Origin of the sequence: Rhodopseudomonas telluris (assembly GCF_042432815.1) — a bacterium.
In the GTDB taxonomy this organism is placed as follows: Bacteria; Pseudomonadota; Alphaproteobacteria; order Rhizobiales; family Xanthobacteraceae; genus Rhodopseudomonas; species Rhodopseudomonas telluris.
Genome location: NZ_JBHLWM010000001.1, coordinates 605,470 through 618,118 on the forward strand (window position 1 = coordinate 605,470; position 12,649 = coordinate 618,118).

At 66.2% G+C, this 12,649-nt stretch carries 12 protein-coding genes; 10 read left to right on the plus strand and 2 right to left on the minus strand.

The genetic code is table 11. The annotated features are described in order from the left end of the window. Positions 1–7 precede the first annotated feature (7 nt). The gene (locus tag ACFFJ6_RS02770; protein WP_378384109.1) at positions 8–907 is read left to right on the plus strand and encodes a 4-(cytidine 5'-diphospho)-2-C-methyl-D-erythritol kinase; all 900 of its coding nucleotides are present in this window, start codon (positions 8–10) and stop codon (positions 905–907) included. 41 nt (positions 908–948) lie between these two features. On the opposite strand, the gene ACFFJ6_RS02775 is transcribed toward ACFFJ6_RS02770, so the two are convergent. After that, complete coding sequence (locus ACFFJ6_RS02775; protein ID WP_378384111.1) at positions 949–1,959, minus strand: polyprenyl synthetase family protein; 1,011 nt, start codon at positions 1,957–1,959, stop codon at positions 949–951. A gap of 224 nt (positions 1,960–2,183) precedes the next feature. On the opposite strand from ACFFJ6_RS02775, the gene ACFFJ6_RS02780 reads away from it, so the two are divergent. The 8 genes from ACFFJ6_RS02780 (at position 2,184) to ACFFJ6_RS02815 (ending at position 10,518) form a co-directional block, all read left to right on the plus strand. Beyond that, complete coding sequence (locus ACFFJ6_RS02780; RefSeq protein WP_378384113.1) at positions 2,184–2,411, plus strand: putative signal transducing protein; 228 nt, start codon at positions 2,184–2,186, stop codon at positions 2,409–2,411. An 8-nt stretch (positions 2,412–2,419) separates the two neighbouring features. Continuing rightward, positions 2,420–3,190 (plus strand): tRNA1(Val) (adenine(37)-N6)-methyltransferase, encoded by a 771-nt coding sequence (locus tag ACFFJ6_RS02785; protein WP_378384115.1) that lies wholly within the window; start codon positions 2,420–2,422, stop codon positions 3,188–3,190. Positions 3,191–3,539: 349 nt separating this feature from the next. Further along, the gene (locus ACFFJ6_RS02790; RefSeq protein ID WP_378384117.1) at positions 3,540–4,448 is read left to right on the plus strand and encodes a S49 family peptidase; all 909 of its coding nucleotides are present in this window, start codon (positions 3,540–3,542) and stop codon (positions 4,446–4,448) included. A 108-nt stretch (positions 4,449–4,556) separates the two neighbouring features. Beyond that, a complete protein-coding gene (locus tag ACFFJ6_RS02795) occupies positions 4,557–4,745 on the plus strand; it encodes a DUF4234 domain-containing protein (protein ID WP_054165624.1) in 189 nt (62 codons plus the stop codon). Between the two features lie 489 nt (positions 4,746–5,234). Next, on the plus strand, positions 5,235–6,182 hold the full coding sequence (locus ACFFJ6_RS02800; protein WP_378384119.1) for a glycine--tRNA ligase subunit alpha: 948 nt from the start codon (positions 5,235–5,237) through the stop codon (positions 6,180–6,182). 73 nt (positions 6,183–6,255) lie between these two features. Further along, on the plus strand, positions 6,256–6,690 hold the full coding sequence (locus ACFFJ6_RS02805) for an endonuclease domain-containing protein (protein WP_378384121.1): 435 nt from the start codon (positions 6,256–6,258) through the stop codon (positions 6,688–6,690). Then, positions 6,690–8,921, plus strand: a complete 2,232-nt coding sequence (gene glyS / locus ACFFJ6_RS02810) for a glycine--tRNA ligase subunit beta (RefSeq protein WP_378384123.1) — start codon at positions 6,690–6,692, stop codon at positions 8,919–8,921. The genes ACFFJ6_RS02805 and glyS overlap by 1 nt, the downstream gene beginning before the upstream one ends. A 493-nt stretch (positions 8,922–9,414) precedes the next feature. Continuing rightward, on the plus strand, positions 9,415–10,518 hold the full coding sequence (locus ACFFJ6_RS02815; protein WP_378384125.1) for a hypothetical protein: 1,104 nt from the start codon (positions 9,415–9,417) through the stop codon (positions 10,516–10,518). A 178-nt stretch (positions 10,519–10,696) separates the two neighbouring features. Here ACFFJ6_RS02815 and ACFFJ6_RS02820 read toward each other — a convergent pair whose 3' ends face one another. Then, entirely contained in the window at positions 10,697–11,977 is a 1,281-nt protein-coding gene (locus ACFFJ6_RS02820) for an MgtC/SapB family protein (protein ID WP_378384127.1), read from the minus strand. 501 nt (positions 11,978–12,478) lie between these two features. Between ACFFJ6_RS02820 and ACFFJ6_RS02825 the strand changes: the two genes are divergently transcribed. Continuing rightward, the gene (locus tag ACFFJ6_RS02825) at positions 12,479–12,634 is read left to right on the plus strand and encodes a DUF3096 domain-containing protein (RefSeq protein ID WP_082364218.1); all 156 of its coding nucleotides are present in this window, start codon (positions 12,479–12,481) and stop codon (positions 12,632–12,634) included. Positions 12,635–12,649: the final 15 nt, after the last annotated feature.

Sequence of the window (12,649 nt, forward strand, 5' to 3'; positions counted from 1 at the left end):
GCCTTCGTTGAGTAACGGTTCTGCGATCACGTTGAGCGATCTGGCGCGCGCCAAGGTCAACCTCACGCTGCGCGTGGTGGGACGCCGTGTAGACGGCTATCACGATCTCGAAAGCGTCGTGGCGTTCGCCGATTGCGCTGACCGGCTGACGCTGCACACCGGTGATGACGTCAGCCTCGTCACGGTGGGGCCGGGCGCGCAGGAGTGCGGCGACACCGCCGACAATCTGGTGCTGAAGGCGACGCGCTTGCTCGCCGAGCGCGTGCCGGATCTGCGTGCCGGCGCCTTCGTGCTCGACAAGCATCTGCCGGTTGCGGCCGGGATCGGCGGCGGCTCGGCCGACGCCGCGGCGGCGCTGCGCCTGCTCGCCCGCGCCAACGGCCTCTCCGCCGAGGATCCCCGCGTGGTCGAGGCGGCGCGGCTCACCGGTGCCGATGTACCGGTCTGCCTGCCGTCGCAGCCCTGCGTCATGACCGGCGTCGGCGATAATCTCTCGCCGTTGCCGCTGCCGCGGCTGCCCGCCGTGATGGTCAATCCGCGCGTGCCGGTGGCCACCAAGGACGTGTTCACGGCGCTCGGCCTGCGCGCCGGCCAGCTCAATGTCGGGATTGCGGATGTGCTGAGTTCGACCGGCTGGCCGAAGCAGGGCGCGTCGGCGGCCGATTGGATCAAGGCCGTGGCGCGTGGCACCAACGATCTCGAGGCGCCGGCGCTGAAGGTCGAGCCCGTGGTCGGCGACGTGCTGCAGGCGCTCGCCGCGCTGCCGGGCGTGCAACTCGCCCGGATGTCCGGCTCCGGCGCCACCTGCTTCGCGCTGTTCGAGGGTGACGACGACGCTGCGGCCGGCGCCGAAACGCTGAAGGCGGCGCATCCCGGCTGGTGGGTGCATGCGGGCGCGCTGAGCTGATCTCAAGGCTCCCGTCATTCAGTAAAGCGCGGCCGCGTCGCTCAGTGCGACCGTGCCAGGCAGAACGCCACCACCTGCTCCAGCGCCGTCTTCATCGGCGAGGACGGGAACAGCGCCAGCGCATCGACCGCCATGGCGCCGTAGTGGTGGGCGCGCTGGATGGTGTCTTCGAGCGCGCGATGCTTGGTCATCAAGCCGATCGCCTGATCGAGATCGGCGTCGGTGATGTCGCCTTTCTCCAGCGCGCGCACCCAGAACTCGCGTTCGGTATCGTTGCCGCGGCGGAACGCCAGCACCACCGGCAGGGTGATCTTGCCCTCGCGGAAATCGTCGCCGACGTTCTTGCCGAGCTTGGCGGCCTTGCCGCCGTAATCGAGCACGTCGTCGATCAGCTGGAAGGCGATGCCGATGTTCATGCCGAACGAGCGGCAGGCCGATTGCTGCGCCTTCGGCCGCTCGGCGATCGCGGGGCCGACCTCGCAGGCCGCGGCGAACAGTTCGGCGGTCTTGCCGCGGATCACCGCGAGATATTCGTCCTCGGTGGTGGCGGTGTTCTTGGCGGCGGCGAGCTGCATCACTTCGCCTTCGGCGATCGTCGCCGACGCGGCCGAGAGGATGTCGAGCGCGCGCAAGCTCCCGACCTCGACCATCATCCGGAAGGCCTGGCCGAGCAGGAAGTCGCCGACCAGCACGCTGGCCTCGTTGCCCCACAGCATCCTCGCCGACTTCTTGCCGCGGCGCATCTCGCTCTCGTCGACAACGTCGTCGTGCAGCAGCGTGGCGGTGTGCATGAACTCGACCGCGGCGGCGAGCTTGATGTGGCCGTCGCCGGTGTAGCCGGTGAGATTGGCCATCGCCAGCGTCAGCATCGGCCGCAGCCGCTTGCCGCCCGAGGAGATCAGGTGGTTCGCCACCTCCGGGATCATCGTGACGTCTGAACCGGTCCGCGACAGGATCGTGGCGTTGACCCGCTCCATGTCCGCGGCGACGAGTCCGACCAGTTGGTCGATCGAGGCGGACGGGGGGCCTCCGAAGGGTACGATGACGGCCACGCTGGGTCTCCACTTTCACGGATGTTTTCGGCAAAGCGGGTCCGCGCGAAAACTCCTCATAGGGTTGTTCGGAGGCGAATTTGGACGCCGATGCGCAGCGGCCGGCGATTTCGCTCTTCGACGTAGCGCCCATTATAGCATGGGACTTGACCGGCCGCGAAACGTGCCGCTCGCCCGCGACGATTGCGGGGAGCTATAATGCAGGGATCAGGGGAGGCGCAAGGTTGCAGGAACTGGTGCGGACCAATGACGTGGTGCTGCTTTCGGCGATCGGAGCGCTGCTCGACGGCGCCGAGATCGACTATCTGGTGATGGATCAGAACATGAGCGTCCTGGAGGGCTCGGTCGGGGTCATCCCGCGGCGGGTTCTCGTCCATTCGGATGATGTGCGGGCCGCGCGTCAGGTTTTGACGGACGCAGGGCTCGCGCACGAGCTTCGCGACGATGGCTGAGCGCGGGCATGCCTGAGGCGGTTGCGACCACCGAGGACGGCTTCCTCGGCGGGCGGCTGCGGCTCCGGCAACCGGTTGCCGGACATCGCGCCGGCCACGACGCCATTCTGCTCGCGGCGGCGACGCCGGCGCGTGCGGGCGATCGGGTGGTGGAATTCGGCGCCGGTGTCGGCACCGCCGGGCTCGCGCTTGGCCGCCGAGTTGCCGGGCTCGACCTGGTGATGGCCGAACTTGCGCCCGGTCTGGCCGGACTGGCCGAGCACAATGCCTCCGCCAACGGGATTGCGGCGCGGGTGATCGTGCTGGACGTCGCGGCCGGTGCGGCCGCCTATGCGGCTGCCGGGCTTGCCCCCGACAGCGCCGACGTCGTGCTGATGAATCCGCCGTTCAACGATCCGGCCCGGCATCGCGGCTCGCCCGATACCGTGCGCCGGATAGCCCATGTCGCAAGTCCGACCACGCTGGACTGTTGGGTTCACGCCGCGCGGCGCGTGCTCAGATCCGGCGGCACGCTCAGTCTGATCTGGCGGGCCGATGGTTTGGCGGATGTGCTTGAGGCGCTGCGCCGCGGCTTCGGCGATATCCGCATCATCGCGGTGCATGGGCGGGCGCGCGAGCCGGCCATCCGGATTCTGGTTCAGGCCGTCAAGGGAAGCCGGGCACCGTTGCAGATTTGCGAGCCGCTGATCCTGAACGGCGACGACGGCAAGCCGACCTCGCGCGCCCAGGCCGTGATGGGCGGAGAGCAAATTTTGCCGGGACCACCCGTGTCCGCCTAGACGCTCGGCAAATTGTGCAGGCTCTAGGCAGGCGGGAGTGTGCAAACCTCACACAGATTTCAACTACGATGACGGCGTCCGTGCGTGCTGCGTGCTCGCAGCGCGCGCTGTTGTTCCGAGCCGGCCGAAGCCGGAAAATCCTATTGCGGCAGAGTCTTGCGATCGGGCGTCGCGGTGAAATGCACCGCAGCCAGGATCGCGCCGATCAGCAGCATCACTAAATAGATTTTCATGATCCTCTCCGCTGCGTCGTTGCAGCCAGCTTCCTATATGAACTGTGCGATGCAAAACGCGTTCCAGACCACGACGAAAATCAACTACCAAATCTGAGCAACATTAGGGTGACTGCATGAACGTACCGGCGGCTGATAGCCGCAGCTCCGTGGGGCTGCTGGGTGGTCTCGGCAAACTACTTCCCGCACGCTTTCGCTCGGATGTTCCGGTCGTGCCGGTCGTCCGCCTGTCCGGTACGATCGGGGCGGTCACGCCGCTGCGGCCGGGCATGAGTCTGGCCGGCGTCGCCAAGCTACTCGACCGCGCGTTCTCGACGCGCCACGCCAAGGCGGTGGCGCTGGCGATCAATTCGCCGGGAGGTTCGCCGGTGCAGTCGCGGCTGATCTATCTGCGCATCCGCGCGCTCGCGGCCGAGAAGAAATTGCCGGTGTATGCTTTCGTCGAAGACGTCGCGGCCTCGGGCGGCTACATGATCGCCTGCGCGGCCGACGAGATCTATTGCGATCCGTCGTCGATCGTCGGTTCGATCGGCGTGGTCGGCGGCACCTTCGGCTTCACCGAACTGATCAAGAAGATCGGCGTCGAGCGCCGGCTCTACACCGCCGGCGAGCACAAGGCGCAGCTCGATCCGTTCCTGCCGGAAGATCCGGACGACGTCGCGCGGATCAAGGCGCTGCAGCGCGAGATCCACGCGCTGTTCATCTCGCTGGTCAAGGAGAGCCGCGGCGCGCGGCTGAAGGGCGAGGAGTCGAAGCTGTTCTCCGGCGAGTACTGGGCCGGCGCGACCTCGGTGGCGCTCGGCCTCAGCGATGCGATCGGTGACCTCCGCGCGGTGCTGCGCGACAAGTTCGGCGACAAGGTGCGCACGCCGGTGATCGCGCCGCCGACCGGGCTGTTGTCGAACGTCATGCGCAAATCGTCGGGGGCCGGCGCGGAGGTGTCGCTGGATGGCGTCGCGGCGCTACCCGAGCAACTGATCTCGGCGCTGGAGGCGCGCGCCGTGTGGGCCAAATACGGCTTTTAGAAGATCTCCGGCGCGCCGTTTCGCCTCGCCTGGGGGAATTGCGGGGAAGGGGCGATTCAGCGAAACTGTCGGCGGGGCGTGACGTGACCTGAAGATGAGGATCGACCAATGCCGCCGCTGCTCGTATTTGCCGGGACCCTCGTTGGCATCGCCGTTGTGCGCTGGGCCTTCCGGACGGCCGGGCGAATCAACCAGGAACTCGACGACGTGCGCACGGCGATTTTCGCCGAGCCGCAGCCGGCCGAGATTCCGACGCTGCGCCAGGACCCGGTCACCGGAGCCTACCGGCCCGGCTGAACGCCGCGCGCGCCCTTCCCAGTCTATCTTTCGTAATCGTCGCCGGCCCCGGGGCGGGGCATCGCCCTCAGGGCCGGCAAGCAACCTTGGAGGTTGCGAAGGCTGCGGCGCGACCGGTCGGGCGCGCCTGAATCGCTAAGGCCGACGGATTTGGCCGCCGAGCAGCGGCGCCACGGTGAGCGCCACCATTACGGCGCCGATCATTTGAATCGTCGTCATTGAGGTCTCCCGTCCTTGCGCGCCCGGCTCCCCAGCCGCACGCCGATCCCACCCCGGTATGGTTAGGTAGAGATTGCTAACGAAAGTTAATTGCCGTTAGTGACCTCGGCGGCATGGTTAAGGGGCGGTTAATCCGCCGCCCCCAGCCGCCGGACGCGACGCGCTGGATGCCGGCTAACCGCTTGATTCCGGCCGGATCGCCTTGATTTGCCGGGGCCCTGCCGATACGGTCCGCCCGCTTTCCAAACCCTCGTGAATCCAAAGCCGATCATGGACCAGACGCCTCCGCACATGCGCCCGGAACGTTCCTTCCAGGGCCTGATCCTGACGCTGCAGCGCTTCTGGGCCGATTACGGCTGCGTGATCCTGCAGCCCTACGACATGGAGGTCGGCGCCGGCACCTTCCATCCGGCCACCACGCTGCGGGCGCTCGGCCCGCGGCGCTGGAACGCCGCCTATGTGCAGCCGTCGCGCCGCCCGAAGGATGGCCGCTACGGCGAGAACCCCAATCGGCTGCAGCACTACTACCAGTTTCAGGTGATCCTGAAGCCGTCGCCGCCCGATCTGCAGGATCTTTATCTGAAATCGCTTCAGGCGATCGGCGTCGATACCGCGCTGCATGACGTCCGTTTCGTCGAGGACGATTGGGAGAGCCCGACGCTCGGCGCCTGGGGTCTCGGCTGGGAATGCTGGTGCGACGGCATGGAAGTCAGCCAGTTCACCTACTTCCAGCAGGTCGCCGGCGTCGAATGCGCGCCGGTCGCCGGCGAACTGACCTACGGCCTCGAGCGGCTGGCGATGTACGTCCAGGGCATCGACCGCGTCTACGACCTCAACTTCAACGGCCGCGACGGCGCCGACAAGGTCACCTACGGCGACGTCTTCCTGCAGGCCGAGAAGGAATACTCGAAGCACAATTTCGAGGTCGCCGACACCGAGATGCTGTTCGCGCAGTTCAAGATGGCCGAAGAGGCGTGCAAGAAATATCTCGACGCCGGCTGGGTGATGTCCGCCGATGGCGCCAAACGCGAAGCCCACGCCATGGCGCTGCCCGCCTACGACCAGTGCATCAAGGCCAGCCACGTCTTCAATCTGCTCGACGCGCGCGGCGTGATCTCGGTGACGGAGCGCCAGAGCTACATCCTGCGTGTGCGCGAACTGGCGAAGGCTTGTGGCGAAGCCTGGGTGCACACCGAAGCGGGACGGGCGGAGGCGTAGTTCTTTCTTACCCTCCCCTGGAGGGGGAGGGTCGCTCGCGCAGCGAGCGGGGTGGGGTGACAGCGGTTGCGACATGGTCAAGCGCCAGATCAGTGACTTCAAGCGCGCCACCGCAAACAAACTGCGGACAAACAGCACCGCCGCTGAAGATATCCTGTGGCGGTGTCTGCGACGAATGAATGTGGAAGGAAGTCACTTCCGAAGGCAGGTGGTGATCGGGCCCTACATCGCCGATTTCGCCTGCCTCGCGAAGCGACTGATCATCGAGGTCGACGGATCGCAGCACGGCGACGAGGACGGCCTGAAGCGGGACGAACTACGAACGCAATGGCTGCAGTCGGAAGGCTACCGGGTGATCCGATTTTGGAACAATGATGTGATGAGCAAGACCGACGCCGTGATGGACGCCATCTACAACGCGACCGCTGTCACCCCACCCCGCCTGCCTTCGGCAGGCGACCCTCCCCCTCAAGGGGAGGGTGAAGCCGTGCGTGGGGAGGACAAGTAATGCCTGATCTCCTCCTCGAACTGTTCTCCGAAGAAATCCCGGCGCGGATGCAGGCGAAGGCTGCTGATGATCTCAAGCGGCTGGTCACCGACAAGCTCGTCGCCGAAGGGCTCGTCTACGAAGGCGCCAAGGCGTTTGCGACGCCGCGGCGGCTGACGCTCACCGTGCACGGCATTCCGGCGCGGCAGCCGGATCTCAAGGACGAGCGCAAGGGGCCGAAGGTCGGCGCGCCGGATGCCGCCGTGCAGGGCTTTCTCAAGGCCACGGGGCTTGGTTCGCTCGACGAGGCCAAGATCCAGCGCGATCCCAAGAAGGGCGATTTCTACGTCGCGCTGATCGAGAAGCCGGGCCGGCCGGCGATCGATGTGCTGGCCGAAATCCTGCCGGTGATCGTGCGCACCTTCCCGTGGCCGAAGTCGATGCGCTGGGGCGAGCGCTCGGCCAAGCCCGGCGCGCTGCAATGGGTGCGGCCGCTGCATTCGATCATCGCCACCTTCGGCATCGACACCGAGGAGCCGGACGTCGTGGCGTTCGACGTCAGCGGCATCAAGGCCGGGCAGGTGACGCGCGGCCATCGCTTCATGGCGCCGGACGAGATCAGCGTGCGCCGCTTCGAGGACTACGAGGCCAAGCTCGCCGACGCCAAGGTCGTGCTCGACCCGCAGCGCCGCAAGGACATCATCCTGGCCGACGCCAAGACGCTGGCGCAGGCCCAGAACTACGCGCTGGTCGAGGACGCCGGCCTGCTCGACGAAGTCTCCGGCCTGGTCGAATGGCCGGTGCCACTGATGGGTTCGTTCGACGAAGCCTTCCTGTCGATCCCGGACGAAGTGATCCGCGCCACCATCCGCGCCAACCAGAAGTGCTTCGTGGTCGCCGATCCCGCGACCGGCAAGCTCGCCAACAAATTCATCCTGACGGCGAACATCGAAGCCAGCGATGGCGGCGCCGCCATCACGGCCGGCAACGAACGCGTGATCCGCGCGCGGCTCAGCGATGCGAAGTTCTTCTACGAGACCGATCTGAAGACCAAGCTCGAAGACCGGCTGCCGAAGTTCGACCAGATCGTGTTCCACGAAAAGCTCGGCAAGCAAGCCGAGCGTATCGCCCGCATCGAACGCCTCGCCGTCGAAATCGCGCCGCTGGTCGGGGCTGATGTCGAAAAGGCAAAGCGCGCCGCCAAGCTGTGCAAGGCCGATCTCTTGACCGAAGTCGTCGGCGAATTCCCTGAGCTACAGGGCCTGATGGGTAAGTACTACGCGCTGGCGCAGGGCGAAGACGCCGGCGTCGCCGCGGCGTGCGAGGAGCACTACAAGCCGCAGGGCCCGGCCGATCGCGTCCCGACCGATCCGGTCAGCATCGCCGTGGCGCTGGCGGATAAGCTCGATACACTGGTCGGGTTCTGGGCGATCGACGAGAAGCCGACGGGGAGCAAGGACCCTTATGCGCTGCGGCGCGCGGCGTTGGGGGTGATTAGGCTTGTTCTGGATAATCAGCTACGGATTCGCGTGCGAGCACTGGTTTCTAAGGCTTCGCTTCCTTACGCCGATCGTGCATTCAAGGCGGAAGATATCGAGGCAACCCAGAAGCTACGAGACGCGGAAGAAATCCTTGGGCGAGAGGATCTTGTTGAGGAACTCGCTGAACAAGGCTGGACCACCGAGGGGCGTTACGATTTCGTCTACTACGTCGAGAAAACAGTTTCTGCTCCTTTGATGTCTTTCTTCGCCGACCGCCTCAAAGTCCAGCTCCGCGACCAGGGCGCGCGGCATGATCTCGTCGATGCGGTGTTCGCGCTCGAAGGGCAGGACGACATCCTGATGATCGTCCGCCGCGTCGAGGCGCTCGCCGCGTTCCTCGCCACCGATGACGGCAAGAATTTGCTCGCCGGCACCAAGCGCGCCGCCAACATCCTGCGCATCGAGGAGAAGAAGGACGGCCGCGCTTTCGACGGCGCGCCGGATGCCTCGCTCTATGCGCAGGACGAGGAGAAGGCGCTGGCCGCCGCGATCGACCGCGCCAAGGCGGAGGCCGGTGCGGCCGTCGCCAAGGAAGACTTCGCGGCGGCGATGACCGCGATGGCGGGTCTGCGGCCGGCGGTCGATGCGTTCTTCGACAAGGTGACGGTGAATGCGGACGACAAGGCCGTCCGCGAAAACCGCCTGAAGCTGCTGAACGAAATCCGCGCCGCGACGCGCGCGGTGGCGGACTTCTCGAAGATCCAGGACTAACCGCGTCATTCCGGGGCGCCGCGCAGCGGCGAACCCGGAATCCATAACCCCTTGCGCTGCTCGTTGAGGGAAGCGCCGACGGCAGTGCTAACCCGCGAGTCCAGGGGATATGGATTCCGGGTTCACGAGCTTCGCTCGTGCCCCGGAATGACGAGAGGCGTGTTGCCGGGACGAGAAGTGAGGACCGCGACGCAGCCCTTCGTTCCTCGCACGTCGTCATTGCCGGGCTTGACCCGGCAATCCATCCTCTTCGCGACGACTCTCTCAAGCGCGCTGCGCGCGCGATGGATGCGCGGGTCAAGCCCGCGCATGACGACTTTTGGTCGGGCGGCTTCTTGCGCCAAAGCGATCGCTTGCGTGCAGCAGCGTAGAGCGCTCTTCAAAGACGCCCGTCGCAGCAATCTCCAGCAACATTTACGTTCCGTTAACCATGTCCTGAAAGGGTGGCGCTCGGTAAGGGTTCCTTAATTCTTTGCGGACGGCGGGGCGCGCCATGACGTCGATTTCCAATCAACTGCCCGGATACGCGCAATATGGGGCGGCCTATGCCCGCGCGGCCGGATCGCAGAGTTCGCTCGCCAACATCCTGAACGGCAGCAGCGACGACGTGCTGCCGGGCGCCAGCAATGCGGCGACCAATCTGACGCTGTCGGCGCAGGCCAAGGCGCAGCTCGCCAGCGCCACCGCCACCAAGGACTTCACCACCGTCATCAGCGACAGCCGCGCCGCGATCGACAAGCTCTACAAGGCGGCGAACGTCAGCGCGCCCTACGATTCCAGCGGCAAGCCGACGATCGATCTGTCGTCGCTCGATCGCCGCGCGCTGTATGCGATCGCCTCCAATGCCGGCAGCAAGTTTACGGAGGCCGAGCAGAACCTCGCCGGCGTGACGCGGATCGCCGGCTTCAACGCGGCGCTGTCGCCGGCGACGCAGACCGCCAAGCTCACCGGCAACTACAATGCGGTGTACAAGGCCGCCGCCGATTATCTCGACGGCGCCAGCAGCGAGGAGAAGGCGACCGCGACCTGGCAGGCCGAGCGCGCCGCGGTCGGCAAGGGCATCACGGCGACGCAGACCGATCCGACCAAGGTGCCGTCCGGCATCAGCAACGATCCGGTCGCCGCTTATCTGACGCAATATCCGTCCGGCAGTCCGATCCCGACGCAGGATTTCGCCAGCGTCGCCAAGTCGGCGCGCGCCGCGCTGGATGCGCAGGCCAAGGCCGCCTCGGCCGCCGGCAAGGAGCTGGTGTACGATCCCGGCCGCAAGGTCGGCCAGCAGGCCGATCTGTCGGCGCTCACCAACCGCGATCTGTCGGCGATCTCGCTCAACAAGGACAATCTGTTCTCGAAGGAAGAGACCTTCGCGGCCAAGCGCGAGCTCGACAGCCGCAACCGCGCCAGCATCCTGACCGCGCTGAAGCAGAGCCAGACCTCGGGCAACCCCGCCGATTTCAGCCTGGGCCTGCTCAACACCTATTCGGCGATGAGCGCCGAAGAGCGCACCGCCACCAACTGGACGCCGGCCTTCCGCGACCACGCGGTGCAGAGCTACAAGTCGACCACGACGCTGCTGTCGCTGCTGAAGAGCGGCTAGACGAAGTCCTCATCCTGAGGAGCCCGGCGAAGCCGGGCGTCTCGAAGGATGGGGCCACGGGCGCCTCTGGCGCATGGTTCGAGACGGCGCTACGCGCCTCCTCACCATGAGGCTGTGCGTGTTGCGAGATCTGCACATCAGCAAGTCTGATTCCATCAGACTTTTACTGCCCTCGCGCCTACAGCTTCACGCTGGCGAGAAACACAGCCAGCGCCACGCCGGCCACGGCAAGCAGCAGCAGCAGCGCGGCACTCTGCAGCGTCTGGCGGCCGCCGAACGACAGCGCGTAGGTCGCCTTCAGCACGTTGTTGGACGAGGCCGCCAGCAGCACGGCGATCGACACCGCGTGCTCGCCGATGCCGGCGATGCCGCCCTGCGCCATGTTGAGCACGAAGGGGTCGATATCGGCGAAGCCGACGATGGCGGCCAGCCAGTAGATGCCGGCGGTGCCGAACTGGGTCTTCACCCAGGTCGATGCCACCGAGATCACCATGAACATCACGGCGAACACCGCAGCGGTACCGAGCTCTAGCGGATTGCCGCGCGGAGTCTGGCCCTGCGCCTGCGCGGCCGGCGCCTTGATCAGCCAGTATTGCAGCGCTGCGATCAGCAGCGCGACCGCGGCCAGTCCGCCCATCGGCGCGGCGAGGTCGCGCGCCAGCGTCATGTTGAACACCGCGATGATCGCCAGGATGCGCAGATACATGATGCCGGTGGCGAGCGTGATGCCGGCGAGCGCCTGACGGCGCGCGGCCGGATCGGAATTCGCCTGCCTGGCCAGCACCACGGTGGTCGCGGTCGACGAATACAGCCCGCCGATCGCCGGCATCCACAATCCGCGCGCCGCCGGCGGCCAATAGCGCTGCGCCAGATAGCTCGCATAGGACAGGGTGCAGACCAGGATCAGCGACAGCCAGACGTGCTGCGGCGTGATGCTGGTGAGTGTCGTCACCGGCTCGTTCGGCAGCAGCGGCAGCACCACGCCGGTGAGGATGAGGAATTGCCCGGCGGTGGTGACCTCCTTCATGTCGACGCGGCGCGCCAGCCCGTGCAGCTGATCGCGGCCGGTGAGCAGCAGCACCGCCACCACGGTGCTGCCCACCGCCACCCAATGCGGCAGCGCCAGCGCGACGGCGCCGAGCAGATAGGCGTGGATGTTGAGCAGCAGCACCACCAGCCCGGCATTGCGCTCGCCACGCTCGTCGCGTTCGCGAAGGTGCACGCTGTAGAACAGCGACAGCCACACGCCGAGCACCAGCAGGCCGCCGGTGAACGCGATCAGATGTGTCGGATCGAACAGATAGAGCAGCCCGCCGCCGAGCGAGAGCAGCGGAAAGGTGCGAATGCCGCCGGGCCGCGCCGAGCTGGCCTTGGCGAAAAAATCCTCGAACGCGAAGCCGAGAAAGAAACTCAGCAGCAGCAGAAGACCGAGGCTGTGAAAGGAGGGCGTCGCAAGCATGAGAACGATCCAGCCGACGCAGGCGAGGATCACCATCGGCGGTTGCCGGGATCCGGGAGCGGCTCGGCTGCGCGACCCTAACAGGTCGCCGCAAGGCAGAGAAGGCGTCCGCGGCAGCGAGCCGGCGTCAGGTTTCGCGTATGACGCGGAAACTGGACGCCAAACAGACGAACCCCGCCCGGGCGGGGGACGGGGCGGGGTTCTCTGCCCGGTCGCAGATCATGCGCCCAGGCTTCGTTCAAGCGACGTTCTCATCGACCTGAACGATCTATGTTCTTGACCGCGCTGCGATCGAAGCCTTGCCGCACAGTCACCGAGGCAATGCCGCTCGCGCGGCTATGTTCCGAGGAAAAAACGTCACGCCCCCCGGGTTATTTTGCGCACGATGGGAACGTCTTGCGGGATCACGGTTAACCGTGGCCGGTATCCCTCGCTTGCGGCGCCAGCTACAAATCAGCCCGCGATTCGATCTCTCTTCCTTTCACTTCGGAGACGACTGCTATGACAATCACCACTGCCCACATTCCTGCCATTGTTGCCCTGATCGCCGGTATCCTGATTCTGGTGATGCCGCGGCTGCTCAATATCGTGGTGGCGGTCTACCTGATCTGCATCGGACTCATTGGCATGGGCGTGTTGCGCTTCTTCCGCCTTTAGTCGCCTCGGAGCCGG

What these genes read in the sequence shown, in the direction of transcription:
- ACFFJ6_RS02785 (WP_378384115.1), top strand. Translation starts at nt 2,420, where the DNA reads ATGCCTGAGGCGGTTGCGACCACCGAGGACGGCTTCCTCGGCGGGCGG.
- ACFFJ6_RS02790 (WP_378384117.1), top strand. Translation starts at nt 3,540, where the DNA reads ATGAACGTACCGGCGGCTGATAGCCGCAGCTCCGTGGGGCTGCTGGGT.
- ACFFJ6_RS02795 (WP_054165624.1), top strand. Translation starts at nt 4,557, where the DNA reads ATGCCGCCGCTGCTCGTATTTGCCGGGACCCTCGTTGGCATCGCCGTT.
- ACFFJ6_RS02800 (WP_378384119.1), top strand. Translation starts at nt 5,235, where the DNA reads ATGGACCAGACGCCTCCGCACATGCGCCCGGAACGTTCCTTCCAGGGC.
- ACFFJ6_RS02805 (WP_378384121.1), top strand. Translation starts at nt 6,256, where the DNA reads ATGGTCAAGCGCCAGATCAGTGACTTCAAGCGCGCCACCGCAAACAAA.
- glyS (WP_378384123.1), top strand. Translation starts at nt 6,690, where the DNA reads ATGCCTGATCTCCTCCTCGAACTGTTCTCCGAAGAAATCCCGGCGCGG.
- ACFFJ6_RS02815 (WP_378384125.1), top strand. Translation starts at nt 9,415, where the DNA reads ATGACGTCGATTTCCAATCAACTGCCCGGATACGCGCAATATGGGGCG.
- ACFFJ6_RS02820 (WP_378384127.1), bottom strand. Translation starts at nt 11,977, where the DNA reads ATGCTTGCGACGCCCTCCTTTCACAGCCTCGGTCTTCTGCTGCTGCTG.
- ACFFJ6_RS02825 (WP_082364218.1), top strand. Translation starts at nt 12,479, where the DNA reads ATGACAATCACCACTGCCCACATTCCTGCCATTGTTGCCCTGATCGCC.